This window comes from Citrobacter sp. Cpo015, assembly GCF_030333035.1.
In the GTDB taxonomy this organism is placed as follows: Bacteria; Pseudomonadota; Gammaproteobacteria; order Enterobacterales; family Enterobacteriaceae; genus Citrobacter; species Citrobacter portucalensis.
The window spans coordinates 102,276-123,466 of record NZ_JAOWGS010000019.1; the positions used below are offsets into that span (position 1 = coordinate 102,276).

23 protein-coding genes are annotated in these 21,191 nt (G+C 53.2%); 14 read left to right on the forward strand and 9 right to left on the reverse strand.

The window, feature by feature from the left end:
• Positions 1-22 precede the first annotated feature (22 nt).
• Positions 23-1,075: an HTH-type transcriptional regulator EutR gene (gene eutR / locus OGY67_RS00535; RefSeq protein ID WP_286573098.1), complete on the forward strand. Its 1,053-nt coding sequence runs from the start codon at positions 23-25 to the stop codon at positions 1,073-1,075.
• Between the two features lie 95 nt (positions 1,076-1,170).
• On the opposite strand, the gene hemF is transcribed toward eutR, so the two are convergent.
• Entirely contained in the window at positions 1,171-2,070 is a 900-nt protein-coding gene (gene hemF, locus OGY67_RS00540; protein WP_048224960.1) for an oxygen-dependent coproporphyrinogen oxidase, read from the reverse strand.
• Between the two features lie 2 nt (positions 2,071-2,072).
• Positions 2,073-2,942: an N-acetylmuramoyl-L-alanine amidase AmiA gene (gene amiA, locus OGY67_RS00545; protein WP_003038046.1), complete on the reverse strand. Its 870-nt coding sequence runs from the start codon at positions 2,940-2,942 to the stop codon at positions 2,073-2,075.
• A gap of 212 nt (positions 2,943-3,154) precedes the next feature.
• Between amiA and OGY67_RS00550 the strand changes: the two genes are divergently transcribed.
• The 10 genes from OGY67_RS00550 (at position 3,155) to cysM (ending at position 11,609) form a co-directional block, all read left to right on the forward strand.
• Positions 3,155-3,580 carry a GNAT family acetyltransferase gene (locus OGY67_RS00550; protein WP_003038048.1) on the forward strand — a complete coding sequence of 142 codons (426 nt, stop codon included), beginning with the start codon at positions 3,155-3,157 and terminating at the stop codon, positions 3,578-3,580.
• Positions 3,567-4,016 carry a DUF2919 domain-containing protein gene (locus tag OGY67_RS00555; protein WP_003835027.1) on the forward strand — a complete coding sequence of 150 codons (450 nt, stop codon included), beginning with the start codon at positions 3,567-3,569 and terminating at the stop codon, positions 4,014-4,016. The genes OGY67_RS00550 and OGY67_RS00555 overlap by 14 nt, the downstream gene beginning before the upstream one ends.
• A gap of 59 nt (positions 4,017-4,075) precedes the next feature.
• Positions 4,076-4,651, forward strand: coding sequence for an RpoE-regulated lipoprotein (locus OGY67_RS00560; RefSeq protein ID WP_100272046.1), 576 nt, complete (start codon positions 4,076-4,078; stop codon positions 4,649-4,651).
• A 93-nt stretch (positions 4,652-4,744) separates the two neighbouring features.
• Complete coding sequence (gene yfeX / locus OGY67_RS00565; RefSeq protein ID WP_153752515.1) at positions 4,745-5,644, forward strand: porphyrinogen peroxidase; 900 nt, start codon at positions 4,745-4,747, stop codon at positions 5,642-5,644.
• Between the two features lie 172 nt (positions 5,645-5,816).
• Positions 5,817-6,608 (forward strand): SDR family oxidoreductase UcpA, encoded by a 792-nt coding sequence (gene ucpA / locus OGY67_RS00570; RefSeq protein WP_003835020.1) that lies wholly within the window; start codon positions 5,817-5,819, stop codon positions 6,606-6,608.
• Positions 6,609-6,765: 157 nt separating this feature from the next.
• Entirely contained in the window at positions 6,766-7,782 is a 1,017-nt protein-coding gene (gene cysP, locus OGY67_RS00575; RefSeq protein WP_003835019.1) for a thiosulfate/sulfate ABC transporter substrate-binding protein CysP, read from the forward strand.
• On the forward strand, positions 7,783-8,616 hold the full coding sequence (cysT, locus tag OGY67_RS00580) for a sulfate/thiosulfate ABC transporter permease CysT (protein WP_003038061.1): 834 nt from the start codon (positions 7,783-7,785) through the stop codon (positions 8,614-8,616).
• A complete protein-coding gene (gene cysW, locus OGY67_RS00585) occupies positions 8,616-9,491 on the forward strand; it encodes a sulfate/thiosulfate ABC transporter permease CysW (protein WP_003038064.1) in 876 nt (291 codons plus the stop codon). The genes cysT and cysW overlap by 1 nt, the downstream gene beginning before the upstream one ends.
• Positions 9,481-10,578, forward strand: coding sequence for a sulfate/thiosulfate ABC transporter ATP-binding protein CysA (gene cysA, locus OGY67_RS00590; RefSeq protein WP_048234762.1), 1,098 nt, complete (start codon positions 9,481-9,483; stop codon positions 10,576-10,578). The genes cysW and cysA overlap by 11 nt, the downstream gene beginning before the upstream one ends.
• A gap of 119 nt (positions 10,579-10,697) precedes the next feature.
• Positions 10,698-11,609, forward strand: coding sequence for a cysteine synthase CysM (gene cysM / locus OGY67_RS00595; protein ID WP_003835014.1), 912 nt, complete (start codon positions 10,698-10,700; stop codon positions 11,607-11,609).
• A 91-nt stretch (positions 11,610-11,700) separates the two neighbouring features.
• Here the strand turns inward: cysM and OGY67_RS00600 are convergent, their stop codons facing one another.
• Complete coding sequence (locus OGY67_RS00600) at positions 11,701-12,417, reverse strand: type 1 glutamine amidotransferase (RefSeq protein ID WP_286573103.1); 717 nt, start codon at positions 12,415-12,417, stop codon at positions 11,701-11,703.
• Between the two features lie 13 nt (positions 12,418-12,430).
• The gene (gene ptsJ / locus OGY67_RS00605) at positions 12,431-13,723 is read right to left on the reverse strand and encodes a MocR-like B6 salvage transcription factor PtsJ (RefSeq protein WP_286573105.1); all 1,293 of its coding nucleotides are present in this window, start codon (positions 13,721-13,723) and stop codon (positions 12,431-12,433) included.
• A gap of 82 nt (positions 13,724-13,805) precedes the next feature.
• Between ptsJ and pdxK the strand changes: the two genes are divergently transcribed.
• The gene (gene pdxK / locus OGY67_RS00610) at positions 13,806-14,672 is read left to right on the forward strand and encodes a pyridoxine/pyridoxal/pyridoxamine kinase (RefSeq protein WP_057066918.1); all 867 of its coding nucleotides are present in this window, start codon (positions 13,806-13,808) and stop codon (positions 14,670-14,672) included.
• Complete coding sequence (locus OGY67_RS00615; RefSeq protein ID WP_008785406.1) at positions 14,669-14,908, forward strand: hypothetical protein; 240 nt, start codon at positions 14,669-14,671, stop codon at positions 14,906-14,908. Before pdxK ends, OGY67_RS00615 begins: the two co-directional genes overlap by 4 nt.
• 148 nt (positions 14,909-15,056) lie before the next feature.
• Here OGY67_RS00615 and crr read toward each other — a convergent pair whose 3' ends face one another.
• The 5 genes from crr to cysZ form a co-directional block, all read right to left on the reverse strand.
• Complete coding sequence (gene crr, locus OGY67_RS00620) at positions 15,057-15,566, reverse strand: PTS glucose transporter subunit IIA (RefSeq protein ID WP_000522253.1); 510 nt, start codon at positions 15,564-15,566, stop codon at positions 15,057-15,059.
• Between the two features lie 40 nt (positions 15,567-15,606).
• The gene (ptsI, locus tag OGY67_RS00625; protein ID WP_008785405.1) at positions 15,607-17,334 is read right to left on the reverse strand and encodes a phosphoenolpyruvate-protein phosphotransferase PtsI; all 1,728 of its coding nucleotides are present in this window, start codon (positions 17,332-17,334) and stop codon (positions 15,607-15,609) included.
• A gap of 45 nt (positions 17,335-17,379) precedes the next feature.
• Positions 17,380-17,637: a phosphocarrier protein Hpr gene (gene ptsH, locus OGY67_RS00630; protein ID WP_002913505.1), complete on the reverse strand. Its 258-nt coding sequence runs from the start codon at positions 17,635-17,637 to the stop codon at positions 17,380-17,382.
• A 383-nt stretch (positions 17,638-18,020) separates the two neighbouring features.
• Positions 18,021-18,992: a cysteine synthase A gene (gene cysK / locus OGY67_RS00635; protein ID WP_003038091.1), complete on the reverse strand. Its 972-nt coding sequence runs from the start codon at positions 18,990-18,992 to the stop codon at positions 18,021-18,023.
• Between the two features lie 163 nt (positions 18,993-19,155).
• A complete protein-coding gene (gene cysZ, locus OGY67_RS00640; RefSeq protein ID WP_057066948.1) occupies positions 19,156-19,917 on the reverse strand; it encodes a sulfate transporter CysZ in 762 nt (253 codons plus the stop codon).
• A 230-nt stretch (positions 19,918-20,147) separates the two neighbouring features.
• On the opposite strand from cysZ, the gene zipA reads away from it, so the two are divergent.
• Positions 20,148-21,161: a cell division protein ZipA gene (gene zipA, locus OGY67_RS00645; protein ID WP_048215814.1), complete on the forward strand. Its 1,014-nt coding sequence runs from the start codon at positions 20,148-20,150 to the stop codon at positions 21,159-21,161.
• Positions 21,162-21,191 lie beyond the last annotated feature (30 nt).

Sequence of the window (21,191 nt, forward strand, 5' to 3'; positions counted from 1 at the left end):
GAAGCTTCCGGCTTAAAAGATCATGAAAAAGAACCGTACTGCAAACTTGCACCATCTTTATCATGAAGTATTACCCGAAGACGTTAAACTGACGCCGAAAGTGGAAGTGGACAACGTTCACCAACGGCGAACAACGGATGTGTATGAGCACGCGCTGACGATTACCGCCTGGCAGCAGATCTACGACCAGCTGCATCCGGGAAAATTTCATGGCGAGTTCACGGAAATCCTGCTCGATGATATTCAGGTGTTCCGTGAATACACCGGACTGGCGCTGCGTCAGTCGTGCCTTGTCTGGCCAAACTCATTTTGGTTTGGCATTCCGGCCACGCGCGGCGAGCAGGGATTTATTGGTACCCAGTGTTTGGGTAGCGCTGAAATTGCCACCCGCCCTGGCGGGACGGAGTTTGAACTGAGTACGCCGGATGATTACACCATTTTGGGTGTCGTCATTTCGGAAGATGCCATTGCTCGTCAGGCCAACTTCCTGCATAACCCGGAAAGGGTGTTGCATATGCTGCGCAATCAGTCGGCACTGGAAGTTAAAGAACAACACAAAGCCGCGCTATGGGGCTTTGTGCAGCAGGCGCTGGCGACGTTTAGTGAGAATCCTGAAAACCTTCACCAACCCGCGGTGCGTAAAGTGTTGGGGGATAACCTGCTGCTGGCGATGGGCACCATGCTGGAAGAAGCGCAGCCGATTATGACTGCGGAGAGCATCAGCCATCAGAGCTATCGTCGCTTGCTGTCACGTGCGCGCGAATATGTGCTGGAAAATATGTCAGAGCCGCTGACCGTGCTCGACTTATGCAATCAGCTGCACGTTAGCCGCCGGACGTTGCAAAACGCCTTTCACGCGATCCTCGGTATTGGCCCGAATGCCTGGTTGAAACGTATTCGTCTGAACGCCGTGCGCCGTGAGTTGATAAGCCCATGGTCGCAGAGTGCGACGGTGAAAGACGCCGCCATGCAGTGGGGATTCTGGCATTTAGGGCAGTTTGCCACCGACTACCAGCAGCTGTTTGCGGAGAAACCATCGTTGACGCTGCATCAGCGTATGCGCCAGTGGGCATGATGAGATTATTGTGCCGGATGCGACGCTAACGCGTCTTATCCGGCCTACGGGTTTGCCGTTGTTGTAGGCCGGATAAGCGTAGCGCCATCAGGCAATTACACCCAGTCGCGGACCTGAATAAACTCGCTAAGGGCAGCTTCCGGGCTGTTCGCTTCCGGCTGCCAGTCATACTCCCAGCGTACCAGCGGCGGCATCGACATCAGAATCGATTCCGTGCGCCCGCCGGTTTGCAAACCGAACAACGTGCCGCGATCCCACACCAGATTAAATTCCACATAGCGACCACGACGATAAAGCTGGAAATTACGTTCGCGCTCGCCCCAGCTCATCATTTTGCGGCGTTCGACGATGGGCAGATACGCCTCGGTGTAACCTTGACCTACTGCCTGCATAAAAGCGAAGCAGTGGTCGAAATCAGGGGTATTCAAATCATCGAAAAACAGCCCGCCAATGCCGCGCTGCTCGTTGCGGTGCTTGAGGAAGAAGTAGTCATCGCACCACTTTTTGTAACGTGGATAAACGTCATCGCCAAACGGCTGGCACAGATCCCGCGCCGTGCGATGCCAGTGAACTGCATCCTCATCAAATCCGTAGTAGGGCGTTAAGTCAAAGCCGCCGCCAAACCACCACACGGGATCGGCCCCCGGTTTTTCCGCGATAAAAAACCGTACGTTGGCATGACTGGTTGGAATGTAGGGATTCTGCGGGTGCACCACCAACGAGACGCCCATGGCTTCAAAACTGCGCCCGGCAAGCTCCGGGCGATGTGCGGTAGCCGAGGCCGGCATTGCATCGCCGTGGACGTGGGAGAAGTTGACGCCTGCTTGCTCGAAAATACCGCCGTTACGCAACACCCGACTGCGCCCGCCGCCGCCCGCTTCGCGTTGCCAGTTATCCTCAACAAATTCGCTGCCGTCTACGGTGGATAACTGCTGACAAATCTCATCCTGCAGGCTGAGCAGGAACTGTTTTACGCGCTGTGCATCGGGCTTCATGGTTAACGTTTCTTCGAGTGTGCTTTCTGGTTATCAAACCAGTGGAAATAGCTGATGATGCCATTGGCGATAGCGGTGGCGATTTTCTGACGAAACGCCGCCGTACCCAGCAATCGTTCTTCTTCCGGGTTGGTGATGAACGAGGTTTCGACCAGGACCGACGGAATCGAAGGTGATTTTAGCACCACGAAGGCGGCCTGTTCCGTGCTGCGACTGTGCAGACGGTGTACCGGCTTGATCTTCTTAAGAATATGCGAGCCTAACGTCAGGCTGTTTTTTATGGTGTCAGTTTGCACCAGATCGAACAGCACCTGCTGCAACAAATGATCTTTGTCAGTGGCCTTCTTTCCGGCGACTTCATCGGCCCGGTTTTCACGATCGGACAGATATTTCGCCATGGCGCTACTGGCACCGCGATTGGATAAGGCAAAGACCGAAGCACCCGCAGCGCTCGGATTGGTAAAACCGTCGGCGTGGATCGACATGAACAGATCGGCACCATGTTTGTGGGCGATCTCGACGCGATCGTAGAGCGGAATAAACGTATCGCCGGAGCGGGTCAGGCGTGCATCAATCCCTTGGTTACGTAGGATCGAGCGCACATTTTTGGCAATCGCCAGTACCACGTGCTTTTCTTTCGATCCGTTGCGACCAATTGCGCCGGTATCAATCCCTCCGTGCCCCGGATCAAGGACAACAACGCGCTTAGCACCGGATTTTTTCGCTTTCGGTTTGCTGTGTCCATTGCTGGTCTTTAGCGCTTCTTCTTTAGCGATGGCTTGTGACATGCCTGACAGCGTCAGGGCGGCCAGCCCGGCTTTCAGCACCTGGCGGCGCGATGTGAGTGTTTTTAGTGGTTTAAAAGTGCTCATACGGCCTGAGTTGTAAAAAAAAGGTTCTAAACGTTATATCGTATCGCGTAGTCCGTTGCGACGGATCGAGATAAGAATTGTTTTACTTTTCATTTCAATACGTGACAATTCCGTATTATGCCATTTTTTCCGCCGCTTCGCGTCAGATATTGGCTAAATCAGCCGTTCGCGCCATAATCGCTTTTTAACGTCCTGAAAAGGTACCCAATACCATGGAAATACGCGTTTTTCGCCAGGAAGATTTCGAAGAGGTGATCACCCTCTGGGAGCGTTGTGATTTGCTGCGTCCATGGAACGACCCTGAAATGGACATCGAACGTAAAGTCAATCATGACGTCAGCTTGTTCCTCGTTGCTGAAGTGAACGGCGAGGTGGTCGGCACGGTGATGGGCGGATACGACGGGCATCGCGGTTCCGCCTATTACCTGGGCGTGCATCCTGAGTTTCGCGGTCGCGGCATCGCCAATGCGCTGCTCAACCGGCTGGAGAAAAAGCTCATTGCCCGCGGTTGTCCGAAGATTCAAATCATGGTGCGTGACGATAACGACGTCGTACAGGGCATGTATGAACGTTTGGGCTATGAACATGCGGATGTACTCAATCTGGGCAAGCGTTTGATCGAAGATGAAGAGTACTGAGTTTCATCCGGCCGACTATGATGGTCATGGGCGTCTGCGCCTGCCTTTTCTCTTCTGGTGCGTACTGCTGTTGCAGGCACGCACCTGGGTTTTGTTTGTGATTGCCGGTTCTTCCCGTGAGCAGGGCAACACCTTACTGAATCTGTTTTATCCCGATCATGACGCATTCTGGCTGGGGTTGCTTCCCGGCGTTCCCGCCGTGTTGGCGTTTTTACTCAGCGGGCGACGCTTTGCGTTTCCGGTGATCTGGCGCTGGCTGCGAGGATTATTGATTCTCGCTCAACTGGTGCTGCTGTGCTGGCAGCCGGTGATGTGGCTGGCAGGAGATCCGCTCAACGGCGTCGGGCTGGCGCTGCTGGTGGCGGATATCGTCGCGCTGATCTGGCTGTTAACCAATCAACGTCTGCGTGCCTGTTTTTCCCTTGAGAAAGAATAACGGCACTTTTTGGGGAAACCGGACTCCAAGCACCGTTGATAAATAAGGAAGGAAGTGAAATGAAATCACTGCGTTTGACTTTATGCGCGATGCCGCTGCTACTGGCCGGGTGTTCAACGTTGTCCTCGGTGAACTGGTCTGCCGCCAATCCGTGGAACTGGTTTGGTTCTTCAACGCAGGTCACAGAGCAGGGCGTCGGAGCGTTAACAGGCGCTACGCCGCTGGATGAAAAAGCCATTGCTGATGCGCTGGGCGGCGATTACCGCCTGCGTAGCGGAATGAAGACCGATAACGGTAATGTGGTGCGCTTCTATGAAGCGATGAAAGACGACAAGCTGGCGATAGTCATCAACGGCAGCCAGGGAACCATCAGTCGTATTGATGTATTAGATCACGATATTTCGTCAGCCGCGGGTGTCGAAATCGGTACACCGTTTAGCGACCTTTACACTAAAGCTTTCGGTAATTGCCAAAAAGCAACCGGAGATGACAGCGCGGGCGTTGAGTGTAAAGCTGAAGGAAGTCAACATATTAGCTATATTTTTTCCGGTGAATGGAGCGGGCCTGAGGATATAATGCCGTCTGACGACACGCTGAAAGCGTGGAAAGTAAGCAAAATTATCTGGCGGCGTTAATTTGCGTCTGAACAAATCGGCTTGTTAAAAAAACAGGTAGAATAGCGCCCATCAATGCCACGATGTCGTGGCATCTTTTTTTCAGGAGGAACAATGTCTCAGGTTCAGAGTGGCATTTTGCCAGAACATTGCCGTGCGGCGATTTGGATTGAAGCCAATGTTAAAGGCGACGTTGATGCCCTGCGTGCGGCCAGCAAAACCTTCGCCGATAAGCTGGCGACCTTTGAAGCTAAGTTCCCGGATGCGCATCTGGGCGCGGTTGTCGCTTTTGGCAACAACACCTGGCGTGCATTGAGCGGCGGCGTCGGTGCTGAAGAGTTAAAAGACTTTATCCCTTACGGTAAAGGTCTGGCACCAGCAACCCAATATGACGTGTTGATCCATATTCTCTCTTTGCGTCATGACGTGAATTTCTCTGTTGCGCAGGCGGCAATGGAAGCATTTGGCGACTGTATTGAAGTTAAAGAAGAAATCCATGGTTTCCGTTGGGTCGAAGAGCGCGATCTCAGCGGCTTTGTTGACGGTACGGAAAACCCGGCAGGCGAAGAAACGCGCCGTGAAGTTGCCGTTATCAAAGATGGTGTGGATGCCGGTGGCAGCTATGTGTTTGTGCAGCGTTGGGAACATAACCTGAAGCAGCTTAATCGCATGAGCATCCATGACCAGGAAATGATGATTGGTCGTACCAAGGAAGCCAACGAAGAGATCGACGGTGATGACCGTCCGGTCACCTCTCACCTGAGCCGTGTTGACCTCAAAGAAGACGGTAAAGGGCTGAAAATTGTGCGCCAGAGCCTGCCATACGGTACTGCCAGCGGCACGCATGGTCTCTATTTCTGCGCCTACTGCGCTCGTCTGTACAACATTGAACAACAATTGCTGAGCATGTTTGGTGACACTGACGGTAAGCGTGATGCGATGCTGCGCTTCACCAAACCGGTAACCGGCGGCTATTACTATGCACCGTCGCTGGACCGTTTAATGGCGCTGTAATGGTGAGCTAATCCTGTTATCGGCCACGAAATAGACATCCCCGCATCGTCGGGGATTTTTTTTACCTGAGATTAACCTGATTTAGTGAGCTATTCCTCAGCACTAATTTGTTATTGCTGTATCTTCTGCGTGAATGAAGTGAAGGCTTCATATTCAAAAGGAGAATATTGAAATGGGAAAACTCACGGGCAAAACAGCATTGATTACGGGCGCATCTCAGGGTATTGGCGAGGGTATCGCCAGAACGTTTGCCCGCCATGGTGCGAACTTGATCCTGCTGGATATCTCCGATGAGATTGAAAAACTGGCGGATGAGTTGGCTGGGCGAGGGCACCGTTGCACAGCTGTTCACGCTGACGTCAGAGATTTTGCGTCGGTCAAGGAAGCGGTGACGCGCGCGAAGCAGATTGAAGGCAAAATCGATATTCTGGTGAACAATGCCGGCGTATGCCGCCTCGGCAATTTCCTTGATATGAGCGATGAAGATCGCGATTTCCACATTGATATCAACATTAAAGGCGTCTGGAACGTGACGAAAGCCGTTCTGCCGGAGATGATTGCGCGCAAAGATGGGCGCATCGTGATGATGTCATCGGTGACCGGCGATATGGTTGCTGACCCGGGCGAAACGGCCTACGCGCTGTCGAAAGCCGCGATCATCGGTTTGACCAAATCCCTGGCGGTAGAATATGCGCAGTCCGGCATTCGCGTGAACGCCATTTGCCCTGGCTACGTTCGTACGCCGATGGCGGAAAGCATTGCGCGTCAGTCTAACCCGGAAGATCCTGAATCCGTTTTAGTCGAAATGGCGAAAGCTATCCCGATGCGTCGTCTGGCCTGCCCGCTTGAGGTCGGTGAACTGGCGGCGTTCCTGGCATCGGATGAGTCCAGTTATTTAACTGGCACGCAAAACGTGATTGATGGCGGCAGCACTTTGCCTGAAAGCGTAAGCGTCGGCGTCTGATTGATGCCGGTCTCCTCCCCATGTGCTGGGGAGGAGGTACCCCTTATTCTCTTTTCAACTTTCAAATCATCAAACGGTATATAAAACCGTTACTCCTTTAGCACTGGTTATAAATATGATGACCATAAGAAAGTCATTTAATTTATAAGGGTGCGCAATGGCCGTTAACTTACTGAAAAAAAGAACACTGACGCTGGCAGCCATGCTGTTGCTGGTGGGGCAGGCGCAGGCAACGGAACTGCTGAACAGTTCATACGATGTTTCCCGCGAGCTGTTTGCCGCCCTTAATCCGCCGTTTGAACAGCAATGGGCGAAGGATAACGGCGGCGACAAACTGACGATTAAACAATCTCATGCCGGGTCATCAAAACAGGCGTTGGCGATTTTGCAGGGGCTGAAAGCTGACGTCGTGACCTATAACCAGGTGACCGACGTGCAGATCCTGCATGACAAAGGCAAGCTGATCCCTGCCGACTGGCAAAGCCGCCTGCCGAATAACAGTTCGCCATTCTATTCCACCATGGCGTTTTTGGTGCGTAAGGGCAATCCGAAGAATATCCACGAATGGAACGATCTGGTTCGCCCGGACGTGAAGCTGATTTTCCCGAACCCGAAAACCTCCGGTAACGCACGCTATACCTATCTGGCAGCGTGGGGCGCGGCAGATAAAGCGGACGGTGGGGATAAAGCCAAAACCGAACAGTTCATGACCCAGTTTCTGAAAAACGTGGAAGTATTTGATACCGGCGGTCGTGGTGCAACTACCACCTTCGTGGAGCGCGGTCTGGGCGACGTACTGATTACCTTTGAATCGGAAGTGAACAATATCCGTAAACAGTACGAAGACCAGGGCTTCGAAGTGGTGGTGCCGAAGGTCAACATTCTGGCGGAGTTCCCGGTGGCCTGGGTAGATAAAAATGTGCAGGCCAACGGTACTGAAAAAGCGGCGAAAGCTTACCTGAACTGGCTGTACAGCCCGCAGGCGCAAACCATCATTACCGATTTCTACTACCGCGTGAATAACCCGCAGGTAATGGACAAGCTGAAAGATAAATTCCCGCAGACCGAATTGTTCCGTGTGGAAGATAAGTTTGGCTCGTGGCCTGAAGTGATGAAAACGCACTTTGTCAGCGGCGGTGAGCTGGACAAACTGCTGGCGGCGGGGCGTAAGTAAATGTTTGCTGTTTCTTCCCGACGTGTGCTGCCCGGCTTCACTTTGAGCCTGGGCACCAGCTTACTGTTTGTCTGCCTGATATTGCTGCTGCCGCTGAGCGCGCTGGTGATGCAACTGGCGCAAATGAGCTGGGCGCAATACTGGGATGTGATTACCAATCCGCAGGTGGTGGCGGCTTATAAAGTGACGCTGCTGTCGGCGTTTGTGGCGTCGATTTTTAACGGCGTGTTCGGTTTGCTGATGGCGTGGATCTTAACACGCTATCGCTTTCCGGGCCGTACGCTGCTGGATGCGCTGATGGACCTGCCGTTCGCACTGCCTACGGCGGTGGCAGGTCTGACGCTGGCGTCACTGTTTTCGGTTAATGGCTTCTACGGCGAGTGGCTGGCGAAGCTGGATATCAAGGTGACCTACACCTGGCTCGGTATCGCGGTAGCGATGGCCTTTACCAGCATTCCGTTTGTGGTGCGTACCGTGCAACCGGTACTGGAAGAGTTAGGCCCGGAATATGAAGAAGCAGCTGAAACGCTCGGTGCTACGCGCTGGCAAAGTTTCCGTAAAGTAGTGCTGCCGGAGCTGTCTCCTGCGCTGGTGGCGGGCGTTGCGCTGTCGTTTACCCGCAGCCTCGGTGAGTTTGGCGCGGTTATTTTTATCGCCGGAAACATCGCATGGAAAACGGAAGTGACCTCGCTGATGATTTTTGTTCGCTTGCAGGAGTTTGACTACCCGGCCGCCAGCGCGATTGCTTCTGTGATCCTCGGGGCTTCGTTGTTGCTGCTGTTTTCAATTAACACTCTGCAAAGTCGCTTTGGTCGACGTGTGGTAGGTCACTGATGGCAGACATTACCCAATTGAAACGCTATGGCGCACCCCGCATCAACTGGGGGAAATGGTTTCTGATCGGCACGGGCATGCTGGTCTCCGCGTTTATTTTGCTGGTGCCGATGATTTACATCTTCGTGCAGGCGTTCAGCAAGGGATTAATGCCGGTATTACAGAACCTGGCGGATCCGGACATGCTGCATGCCATCTGGCTGACGGTGCTGATTGCGCTGATTGCGGTCCCGGTGAACCTGGTGTTTGGTGTGTTGCTGGCCTGGCTGGTGACCCGTTTTAACTTCCCAGGACGCCAACTACTACTGACGTTACTGGATATTCCATTTGCTGTCTCGCCGGTAGTCGCCGGTCTGGTCTATCTGCTGTTTTACGGCTCTAACGGCCCGCTTGGTGGGTGGCTGGATGAGCATAACCTGCAAATTATGTTTGCCTGGCCGGGGATGGTGCTGGTGACAGTGTTCGTGACCTGTCCGTTTGTGGTGCGTGAGCTGGTGCCGGTGATGTTAAGCCAGGGCAGCAATGAAGATGAAGCGGCTGTGTTGCTGGGTGCATCCGGCTGGCAGATGTTCCGCCGCGTTACGCTGCCGAATATCCGTTGGGCATTGCTGTACGGTGTGGTGTTGACCAACGCCCGTGCGATTGGTGAGTTTGGCGCGGTGTCAGTGGTTTCCGGCTCGATTCGCGGCGAAACCTTATCGCTGCCGCTACAGATTGAATTACTGGAGCAGGACTACAACACGGTCGGCTCCTTTACCGCCGCGGCGCTATTAACGCTGATGGCGATTATTACCCTGTTTTTGAAGAGCATGTTGCAATGGCGTCTGGAGAACCAGGAAAAACGCGCGCAGCAGGAGGAAAATCATGAGCATTGAGATTGCCAATATTAAGAAGTCTTTTGGTCGCACCCAGGTGCTGAACGATATCTCGCTGGATATTCCTTCAGGTCAGATGGTCGCGCTGCTGGGGCCATCCGGCTCGGGCAAAACCACGCTGCTGCGCATTATTGCCGGGCTGGAGCATCAGTCCAGCGGGCATATCCGTTTTCACGGTACCGACGTCAGCCGATTGCACGCCCGCGACCGTAAGGTGGGGTTCGTGTTCCAGCACTATGCGCTGTTTCGTCATATGACCGTTTTCGACAATATCGCGTTTGGTCTGACGGTCCTGCCACGGCGTGAGCGCCCGAATGCGGCGGCCATCAAAGCAAAAGTGACCAAACTGCTGGAAATGGTTCAACTGGCTCATCTGGCGGACCGTTTCCCGGCACAGCTCTCCGGCGGGCAAAAACAGCGCGTGGCGTTGGCGCGTGCGCTGGCGGTAGAGCCGCAGATCCTGCTGCTCGACGAACCGTTTGGCGCGCTTGATGCGCAGGTGCGCAAAGAGCTGCGTCGATGGCTGCGCCAGTTGCATGAAGAGTTGAAATTTACCAGCGTGTTTGTTACCCACGATCAGGAAGAAGCAACGGAAGTCGCAGACCGCGTAGTGGTGATGAGTCAGGGTCATATCGAACAGGCTGATGCGCCGGATCAGGTATGGCGCGAACCGGCTACTCGTTTCGTCCTGGAATTTATGGGTGAGGTTAACCGCCTGCAGGGGACGATTCGTGGCGGCCAATTCCATGTGGGCGCACACCGCTGGCCGCTGGGTTATACGCCTGGCTACCAGGGACCGGTGGATCTGTTCCTGCGCCCGTGGGAAGTGGACGTGAGCCGTCGTACCAGCCTGGATTCGCCGTTGCCGGTACAAGTGCTGGAAGCCAGCCCGAAAGGACACTACACCCAATTAGTTGTGCAACCCCTGGGGTGGTATAACGAACCGTTGACGGTAGTCATGCAGGGCGATGATTCCCCTGGCCGCGGCGAACGTCTGTTTGTCGGGTTGCAAAATGCGCGCCTGTATAACGGCGACCAGCGTATTGAAACGCGGGAAGAGGAACTTGCCCTGGCGCAAAGCGCCTGATAGGTTAATTCGTATAGTTATCATCCGGTGGCGCTGCGCTTACCGGGCTTACCAGGTGCAGCATGACCTGTAGGCCGGGTAAGTACAGCGCCACCCGGCATTTTTATTGAGCTGAAAACGTGAACACATTAGAACAAACAATTGGCAATACGCCTCTGGTGAAATTACAACGTCTGGCGCCGGATAACGGTAGTGAAATTTGGGTCAAGCTGGAAGGCAATAATCCCGCAGGTTCGGTGAAAGACCGCGCCGCGTTGTCGATGATCGTCGAAGCGGAAAAACGCGGAGAAATTAAGCCAGGCGACGTGCTGATTGAGGCGACCAGCGGTAATACCGGAATTGCGCTGGCAATGATCGCCGCGCTGAAGGGCTATCGCATGAAGCTGCTGATGCCAGACAACATGAGCCAGGAGCGCCGTGCGGCGATGCGCGCCTATGGTGCCGAGCTGATTCTGGTCACCAAAGAGCAGGGGATGGAAGGCGCGCGCGATTTAGCCCTTGAGATGGCGCAGCGTGGAGAAGGCAAGCTGCTGGATCAGTTTAATAATCCGGATAACCCGTACGCGCATTACACTACCACCGGACCGGAAATCTGGCAGCAGACGTCAGGTCGTATTACCCACTTTGTCTCCAGTATGGGAACGACAGGCACCATTACCGGTGTGTCGCGTTTTCTGCGTGAGCAAGAAAAAGCGGTCACTATCGTTGGCCTGCAGCCGGAAGAGGGCAGTAGTATTCCGGGAATTCGCCGCTGGCCTGCGGAATATATGCCGGGCATTTTTAACGCCTCGCTGGTGGATGAGGTGCTGGATATTCATCAGAACGATGCGGAAAACACCATGCGTGAACTGGCCGTTCGCGAAGGGATTTTCTGTGGTGTCAGTTCTGGTGGCGCGGTAGCGGGGGCGTTACGTGTGGCGCGCGCGACCCCGGGAGCGGTGGTGGTGGCGATTATCTGCGATCGCGGCGATCGCTACCTTTCAACCGGCGTGTTTGGCGAAGAGCACTTTAACCAGGGATTAGGGATTTAGTTTTCAGGCCTGATAATCATAGCACTATCAGGCAAACGTACGGCACGAGCGCCGGATGACGACGTAAAGCGTCTTATCCGGCCTGGCATAATCAATCGTTACGTTTTTCCACAAGCTTATCAAGGAATTGCCACAGTTTCTCATTCATCTGCTGATAATCCCATGCTCGCATCTCTTCAACGGAACGGATGAAACGCTTGCCTTTAGCTTCCGCCAGTTCTTGTTCGGAGTGTTGAATAAGCCCTTCTATAGCATCAGCCGTAAACTCCATATGGCACTGAAAACCATAAACAAAATTACCGTATTGCACGATTTGTCGTGGGCAGCCCTCGCTAGCAGCAAGAATGGTCGCCTGGTCGGTTAATCCTGGCATGTCGTTGTGCCAGTGACCGACGGTAAGCGGTGAGCCGAAATGGCTGAACAGCGGGTGCTGTTGACCGGCTTCGGTCAGAACGATGGGGTAGTGACCAATCTCTTTTTCCGGACTCTGGCACACCTTCGCACCCAGCGCTTCGCCGATTAACTGTGAACCCAGGCAGATCCCCACCACAATTTTACGTGCCGCAATCGCCTGGTTGATCAGATGCTGCTCGGCCTGAGAATCAAAGTACGGGCACTCTGCCAGCGTGGTTCGTGGTGACTGCGGACCGCCAAACACCACCAACATATCGAAATCATCGGCGTTCGCAGGGACCGCTTCTCCGGCATAAACGCGCGACCAACTGACGCTATAGCCGCGTGATTTGGCCCACGGCAGATACGCGCCAGCAGATTCGAAAGACTCATGAATAACAAAATGAACTCGCACTTTTTCTCTCCTGTTAGCGTTTTAGCGCCTGATGAATATCAGCCGCCAGCTTATCAATGTCGCTGTCAGTTAAGGTTGACAGCGTAATACGCAGGCCGTGGGCAGGCGTTTTGACGCCAAACACTTCGCCTTCCCGCACCAGCCAGCCGGACTTTGCCAGCGCAAAAGCGATCGCCTGGCTGTTATCTTCCAGCGGTAGCCACATATTCAGACCGTCACCAACGGGCAACTCAATGCCATGTCGCCGCAGTGCTGCCGCCAACGTTTGCTGCTGGGCGGCGTAAAACTGCTGAGTTTGCGCCATCGTGTGTTGATAAGTCTCGTCACTCAGGCAGGCGCAGGCCAAATCCTGCAGCAGGTGGCTGACCCACTGACTGCCGGAGTTGAGCCGTAAACGTAGCTTCCCTGAAGTGAGCGGATCGCTGGCCACAATGGCCAGGCGTAAATCCGGACCTAACGTTTTTGACATCGAACGGACAATCGCCCAGTGCGTGGTTTCCTTCGCAATCACCGGATACCAGTGGCAAGCAGATAGCAGCGCAAAGTGGTCGTCGACGATCACCAGCGTCTGCGGATAGCGAGCCAGGATTTCCTGCAATTGCGCCGCGCGTGAGGCGCTCAAGCTGCATCCTGTGGGGTTATGCGCGCGCGGTGTCAGAATCACCGCCCGCGCACCTTTCTGTAGCGCGAGTTCCAGTTGATCCGGCAGCATGCCTTCGTGGTCAACATTGGCCGGACTGGCGGAGAAACCAGCATAACGCAGCATGTTGATGCTGCTCAAAAAGCATGGATCTTCTACGACAACGCTATCACCAGGCAGTAAATGGGCGCACAGTAGCCGTTCGATAGCATCAATGGCGCCGCTGGTGATATCAATTTCCCCTTTGCCGGGCATTGCATTTTGCATCCATTGTGATGCCCATACCTTAAGCCCTGGTGACACAGCGGCATCGCCGTACAAACGCGGATTCTTATTTATCTTCGCGAAATAACTACTCAGGTCAGGAAGACGCGAGGGCGCTGGATTACCGCCGGAAAGATCTATAAGCGGGGTATCCGGATTACCACCTTCCAGCGCAACGGGGGCAGTAATCCCCTTAATCACCGTGCCGTTGCGTCCCAGGCTCTGCGCCAACCCGGAGGTGACCAGTCGTTTGTAAGCCGCCGCGACAGTATTGCGGTTCACGTTTAATTCCGTTGCCAGTTCCCGTACTGGTGGCAACGTTTCTCCCGCTGCCAGCGTGCCTGTAGTGACATGTTGACGGATACTGTCAAAAATTTCGTTAGCGGTTTTTCCGTCGATCATTATTGACCTATGACAAAATGAATTTTAGCATATGACGATAATAGTGAGGCGTAGGCCCGCTGTCCAGCGAGAGGAGAAATTTATGGAGCAGGAGAGTGATATCCAGTCAGTGCTCTTTGACGACACGAATCGGGCGTTACAGACCGATATCGTCGCCGTCCAGTCACAGGTGGTATATGGCAGCGTAGGCAACAGTATCGCTGTTCCGGCTATTAAAGCGCAGGGATTACGCGTGACGGCAGTACCCACGGTACTGTTCAGTAACACCCCGCATTATGAAACCTTTTATGGCGGCGTTATTCCGTCTGACTGGTTTAGCGGCTATCTCCGCGCCTTAAGCGAGCGTGATGCCTTGCGTGAGCTAAAGGCGGTGACTACAGGTTACATGGGCAGCGCGGAGCAAATCGCCTTGCTGGCACAGTGGCTGGAAACCGTTCGGGCGACGCATCCGGACCTGTGCATTTTGGTCGACCCCGTGATTGGCGATACGGATAGCGGCATGTATGTGAAAGCCGAAATCCCGGAAGCTTATCGTCAGCACCTGCTGCCGTTGGCACAGGGGCTGACGCCGAACGTGTTCGAGCTGCAAATGCTAAGCGGAAAGCCGTGTCGTACGCTTGATGAAGCCATTACGGCGGCACAATCACTGCTCACTGACACCCTGAAATGGGTGGTAATAACCAGCGCGCCGGGGGATACCGAAGAGATTATTAACGTTGCGGTGGTGACGGCTGAAACGGTTGAGGTGTTAGCCCATCCGCGAGTGAAAACGGATCTGAAGGGGACTGGCGATCTGTTTTGTGCAGAGCTGGTGAGCGGCCTTGTACTGGGGAAAGCGCTGACGACCGCGACGCACGACGCCGCGCAGCGGGTGCTGGACGTGATGACGTGGACGCACCTGTGCGGTTGTGATGAATTAATTCTGCCACCGGCAGGGGAGGCGCGATGAAGAGTTACCGGCTGGTAGTTCGCCAGAATGGGCGTATGGTTGGACATTTTGACACCAACGGGGCAGCAGCGCTGGAAGATATCTGTGTAGCGCGGGCCATGTTTGGTATTGCGGGTGGCTACGACTGTGAATTGTTAGTGGCAGACTCGGAGCGAAGGATGCTGGAAAGCGGGCCGGAAGGGATGAAGATTCTGATGCGCGAGGCGTGTTACCGACCGGTCACCTCACAGATTTAATGCCGGATGGCGACGAGAACGTCTTATCCGGCCTACGTTACGGAGTTTGCTGTAGGCCGGATAAGCGTAGCGCCATCCGGCAGGGTTTTGATATCCATCAGATAAAAAAAATGGCGCCTGCTGGCGCCATCTTTCTCTGCAAAAAGAATTACTTCTTGATGCGGATAACCGGAGTCTCACCCACTGTCACGCTACCGGACAGTTTGATCAGCTCTTTGATTTCGTCCATGTTGGAGATAACAACCGGAGTCAGGGTAGACTTGGCTTTTTCTTCCAGCAGCGGCAGATCGAATTCAATAACCGGGTCGCCCACTTTCACGCGCTGACCTTCTTCAGCGATGCGTTTGAAGCCTTCGCCTTTCAGTTCAACGGTATCAATACCGAAGTGAACAAACAGCTCAATGCCGCTGTCGGATTCGATAGAGAAAGCGTGGTTGGTTTCAAAGATTTTGCCGATGGTGCCATCAACAGGAGCAACCATTTTGTTACCGGTTGGTTTGATAGCAATGCCATCACCAACGATTTTTTCAGCAAAAACTACATCCGGCACGTCTTCGATGTTGACGATCTCGCCAGAGAGCGGAGCAACGATCTCAATAGTTCCGGTGTCTTTCTTATCATCAGAAACCAGAGATTTCAGTTTATCGAACAAACCCATGATCTTCTCCTAAGCAGTAAATTGGGCCGCATCTCGTGGATTAGCAGATTGTTTTTTCTTCAATGAACTTGTTAACCAGCGTCATTAACTCGTCCGTTGTCGGTTGAGCAAGAGCCTGCTCTGCTAACACCTTCGCATCTTCGAAGTTCGTGTTACGGATAATCTTCTTAATGCGCGGGATAGAAATGGCGCTCATAGAGAATTCGTCCAGACCCATCCCCAGCAACAGAAGTGTAGCACGTTCGTCGCCTGCAAGCTCACCACACATGCCAGTCCATTTGCCTTCAGCATGAGAAGCATCAATAACTTGCTTGATCAGCGTCAGCACAGATGGCGACATCGGTTGGTAAAGGTGTGAAATCATATCATTACCACGGTCAACTGCCAGGGTGTACTGCGTTAAATCATTGGTGCCGATACTAAAGAAATCAACTTCTTTGGCTAAATGACGCGCAATTGTTGCCGCAGCTGGTGTTTCCACCATCACGCCAATCTCAATGCTCTCGTCAAATGCTTTACCTTCGTCGCGCAGTTCCTGTTTGTAGATTTCGATCTCTTTGCGCAGTGCACGCACTTCTTCAACAGAGATGATCATTGGGAACATGATACGCAGTTTGCCGAAAGCAGAGGCGCGCAGGATAGCGCGAACCTGGTCACGCAGGATCTCTTTACGATCCATGGCGATACGCACGGCACGCCAGCCCAGGAACGGGTTCTCTTCTTTCGGGAAGTTCATGTACGGCAGTTCTTTATCGCCGCCGATGTCCATGGTACGGACGATGACCGCCTGAGAGCCACAGGCTTCAGCAACGGCTTTATACGCAGCAAACTGTTCTTCTTCAGTTGGCAGCGATTCACGGTCCATGAACAGGAATTCGGTGCGGTACAGACCCACACCTTCAGCGCCGTTACGCTCGGCGCCTTCAACGTCACGAACGGTACCGATGTTGGCGCAAACTTCAACCTGATGTCCGTCCAGCGTGATAGCCGGCAGATCTTTCAGCTTAGCGAGTTCCGCTTTCTCGGTTGCAACCTGCTCCTGAACGGCACGCAGTTGCTCAATAACGTCGTTGGTCGGATTGACGTAAACCTGATTGTTTACGGCATCCAGAATCAGATAGTCGTCGTTTTTCACCTGAGAGGTGACGCTGCCCGTACCTACGATGGCAGGCAGTTCCAGAGAACGCGCCATGATAGAGGTATGAGAGGTACGTCCGCCCGCATCAGTGATGAAACCCAGCACCTTGTTCAGGTTCAGCTGTGCGGTTTCTGACGGGGTCAGGTCTGCGGCAACCAGGATAACTTCGTCCTGGATAGCGCTCAGATCAATAATTGCCAGACCCAGAATGTTACGCAGCAGGCGTTTACCGATGTCACGTACGTCAGCCGCACGTTCTTTCAGGTATTCATCATCCAGCTCTTCCAGGGCTGTGGCCTGACCTTCGATAACTTCATGCGCAGCTGCATCAGCCGTCATGTGCTTATCTTTAATCAGGGCTATGATTTCCTGCTCCAGCTCCTCATCTTCGAGCAGCATGATATGCCCTTCAAAGATGGCTTCTTTTTCTTCACCGAACGTTTCACCAGCTTTGGTTTTGATCGCTTCCAGTTGCGCAGATGCCTTGGCACGACCGCTCAGAAAACGTTCAACTTCCTGATCAACCTTGTCGGCAGAAATTTTTTTCCGGTCAATGACGATCTCGTCTTCTTTCAGCAGCAATGCTTTACCGAAAGCGATACCCGGGGATGCTAAAATGCCTGAAATCATAACCCTACCTTACTTGTGACTGATATTTAAAAGAACTCGTTGAACTTACTCGAGTTCAGCCATCAGTTTAACCAGATGCTCAACTGCTTTCTGCTCGTCTTCACCTTCTGCGGACAGGGTGACAACGGTACCCTGAGTCAGGCCCAGAGTCTGCAGTTTAAACAGGCTTTTGGCGCTAGCGCTTTTGCCGTTGGAAGTCACAGTAATTTCAGAAGTAAAGCCTTTTGCTTCTTTAACAAACTGAGCAGCAGGGCGAGTATGCAGACCGTTCGGAGCGGTAATGGTAACTTCTTGCTGGAACATTATATTTCCCCAACTTATAGGTTTAGTGTTGTGGAACTAAAGTCTAGCCTGGCGGCTCAACTTTAGCCTGTATTGTTAGCATCGGCGTAAACTGGACGCGACACAAAAGGAGTTCGGTGCAATCCGTTGCTGGCAACTTCTTGCCGCTGACGTTTCGTTCGTCATTAAACATTATGCCGCGAAAGGAAGAGTTGAACCAAATCATAAAATCGATTCAGCTAGCGCTTTTCCTGTAACGATTAATTTCGCGCATCAAAATAATTAGTTTGGTTAAATACCAGTTCCGGCGGGCTGAATCAATGCCAGGCGAGTTGAAACTTTGAAGCAGGCCACAAAAAAGCACCCAAAAGGGTGCTTTTTTACGCGTTTTTAACATGCTGGCACTACTGTTGCAGTTCTTTCTCTGTAAAGAGATCGGCAAACAGTGCAGTGCTCAGATAACGCTCACCCGATGACGGTAGAATAACCACTATATTCTTATTGGTAAAGGTTTCATCTTCCTGGAGCTTAAGCGCGGCAGCAACCGCAGCACCGGAGGAGATCCCAGCCAGAATACCTTCTTCTTCCATCAGACGACGCGCAGTAGAAATAGCTTCATCATTAGTGATGGCAACGACTTTATCGATAAGCTTCAGATCAAGGTTACCCGGAATGAAGCCTGCGCCAATGCCCTGAATTTTATGCGGGCCTGGTTTGAGTTCTTCACCTGCCAGCGCCTGGGCGATAACAGGGGAGTCGGTAGGTTCAACCGCGACGGTGATCAGATCGGTTTTGCCTTTAGTGCCTTTAATGTAACGGGTCACACCAGTCAACGTACCGCCAGTACCGACGCCGGAAATAAAGACATCAACCTGGCCATCGGTATCTTCCCAGATTTCCGGGCCGGTGGTTTTTTCGTGGATTTCCGGGTTTGCCGGGTTGCTGAACTGCTGCAGCAGCAGGAATTTTTCCGGATCGCTGGCCACAATTTCTTCCGCTTTCTGAATCGCGCCCTTCATACCTTTTGCGCCTTCGGTCAGCACCAGGTTTGCGCCCAGCGCTTTTAAGAGCTTGCGGCGCTCAATGCTCATGGTTTCAGGCATGGTCAGAGTCAGTTTGTAACCGCGAGCTGCGGCAACGTAGGCCAGCGCAATCCCTGTGTTGCCGCTGGTTGGTTCGACCAGCTCTACACCCGGTTTCAGTACACCACGTTTTTCGGCATCCCAAATCATGTTGGCACCGATACGGCATTTGACGCTAAAGCTTGGGTTGCGTGATTCCACCTTCGCCAGAATGCGTCCGTTACCGATACGGTTCAGTCGAACCAGCGGCGTATGACCGATAGTCAGCGAGTTGTCTTCAAAAATCTTACTCATGGCCTGTCCTTAACTGTATGAAATTGGGATACCGCTTCAGCATACCTGTTGAGAAAGTATGGGGAAGTAAGGAATTCGTATATCTATATGCCACCAGGAAATAATGCGTTGCAGTATGGAATAAGAGCGGGCATAAGCCAGCCCGCTTTTACACATTTTTGCATTACTTCCATAACGCGTGCTTAGCACGATAGCAGTCTACCCACATCGCCGTGGCACCACAAACCGCGACCGGCATGATGAACAGATTGAGCACCGGAATCATGGTGAACAGGCTGGTCAATGCGCCAAATTGCATATTGGTGACCTTGCGTGTGCGCAGCGCGACGCGCATCTCCTTAAAAGGCACCTTATGGTTATCAAACGGATAATCGCAGTACTGAATGGCCAGCATCCACGCGCTGAACAGGAACCACAGCACCGGGGCGACGGTCTGACCAATACCCGGAATGAAATAGAGGATCAGCAACACGACGGCGCGCGGGAGATACCACGCCAGCTTTTGCCATTCACGTTTCATAATACGGGGAACATCTTTCATGATGCCGAGAACGCCGGTGTCAGGCGGTGTTGCGCCCGTTAAGCGTGCTTCCAGCTGTTCTGCCAGCAGACCGTTAAACGGCGCGGCAATCCAGTTGGCTATGGTGGAAAACAGGTAGCCGAACACCAGTAGTACGGAGATAGTGACAATCGGCCACAGCAAGTAGCTGAGCCACTGAAGCCAGTCAGGGACGTGACTCATCAGCGCGGGGATCCAGCTATCGAGTTGTGTGAATAGCCACCAGAATGCGCCGCCCATCAGCAGGATATTCACCAGCAAAGGCAGGATGACAAAGCGACGAATGCCCGGTTGGGTGATGAGCTTCCATCCCTGTGAAAAGTAATAAAGGCCGCTGCGAGGTACGACTGCAGATGATGAAACCATGGTCAGGACATACTCCTTGTTATATAAGCTCTGGTAAACTTTGCGTATCTTACCGGGTTGTTGAGCGTTAAGCTGTTCAGAAATGTTCGAAAAAACAGCAAAAAGCACAATTTTGTTCATCTTTATGCCGTGAAAGCCAAGAGTGCACTTGCACTTGGCGTAATCGACAAATACTCTTAGTGAGTAAATGTTTGCCGTGGTGGCAAGGTGTTAGAACAACAGAGAATATAATGATGCAGGATTTGCGTCTGATATTAATCATTGTTGGCGCGATCGCCATAATCGCTTTACTGGTACATGGTTTTTGGACTAGCCGTAAAGAGCGGTCTTCTATATTCCGCGATCGCCCACTGAAACGCATGAAGTCTAAACGTGAAGACGAGGATTCGTTCGACGACAACGTCGAGGAAGACGAAGGCGTGGGCGAAGTTCGCGTTCATCGTGTGAATCATGCTCCCGGTAACGCGCAGGAACATGGTGTTCCTCCTCAGTCGCCGCAACACCAGTACCAGCCGCCTTATGCGTCTGCTCAGCCGCGTCAACCCGCGCCGCAGCCTGCACAAGCGCCGGTACCGCCGCCGCATGCTCAGCAGCAGCCGCAGCCCGTGCAACCGCAGCAGCCGGTGCAGCATCAGCCTGTTCAGCAACAACCTGTGCAGCAGCCGATGCAGCATCAGCCCGTTGCTCCGCAGGTTCAGCAGCCCGTGCAGCAAGCACCGCAACCTGCGCCGCAGGCTTTCCAGCCCGCAGAGCCTGCCGTTGAACATCAACCGCAGCCTGAGCCGGTAGTTGAAGAAGCGCCTGTTGCTGAAAAACCGCAGCGTAAAGAAGCGGTCATTATTATGAACGTTGCGGCGCATCACGGTAGTGAGCTCAACGGTGAAGTGCTGCTCAACAGCATTCAGCAAGCCGGTTTTAAATTTGGCGATATGAATATTTTCCATCGTCATTTGAGCCCGGATGGCAGCGGTCCTTCGCTGTTCAGCCTTGCCAATATGGTTAACCCAGGAACGTTTGACCCCGAAATGACGGGTGATTTCAGCACCCCTGGCGTGACTATTTTTATGCAGGTTCCGTCCTACGGTGACGAGCTGCAAAACTTTAAGCTGATGCTGCAGTCCGCGCAGCACATTGCCGATGAAGTGGGTGGTGTGGTGCTCGACGATCAACGTCGCATGATGACGCCGCAGAAACTGCGCGAGTATCAGGACCGCATCCGCGAAGTTAAAGAATCTCGCGCCTGATTTTCCTCTGGCGTGACATCTCCTTGCTAA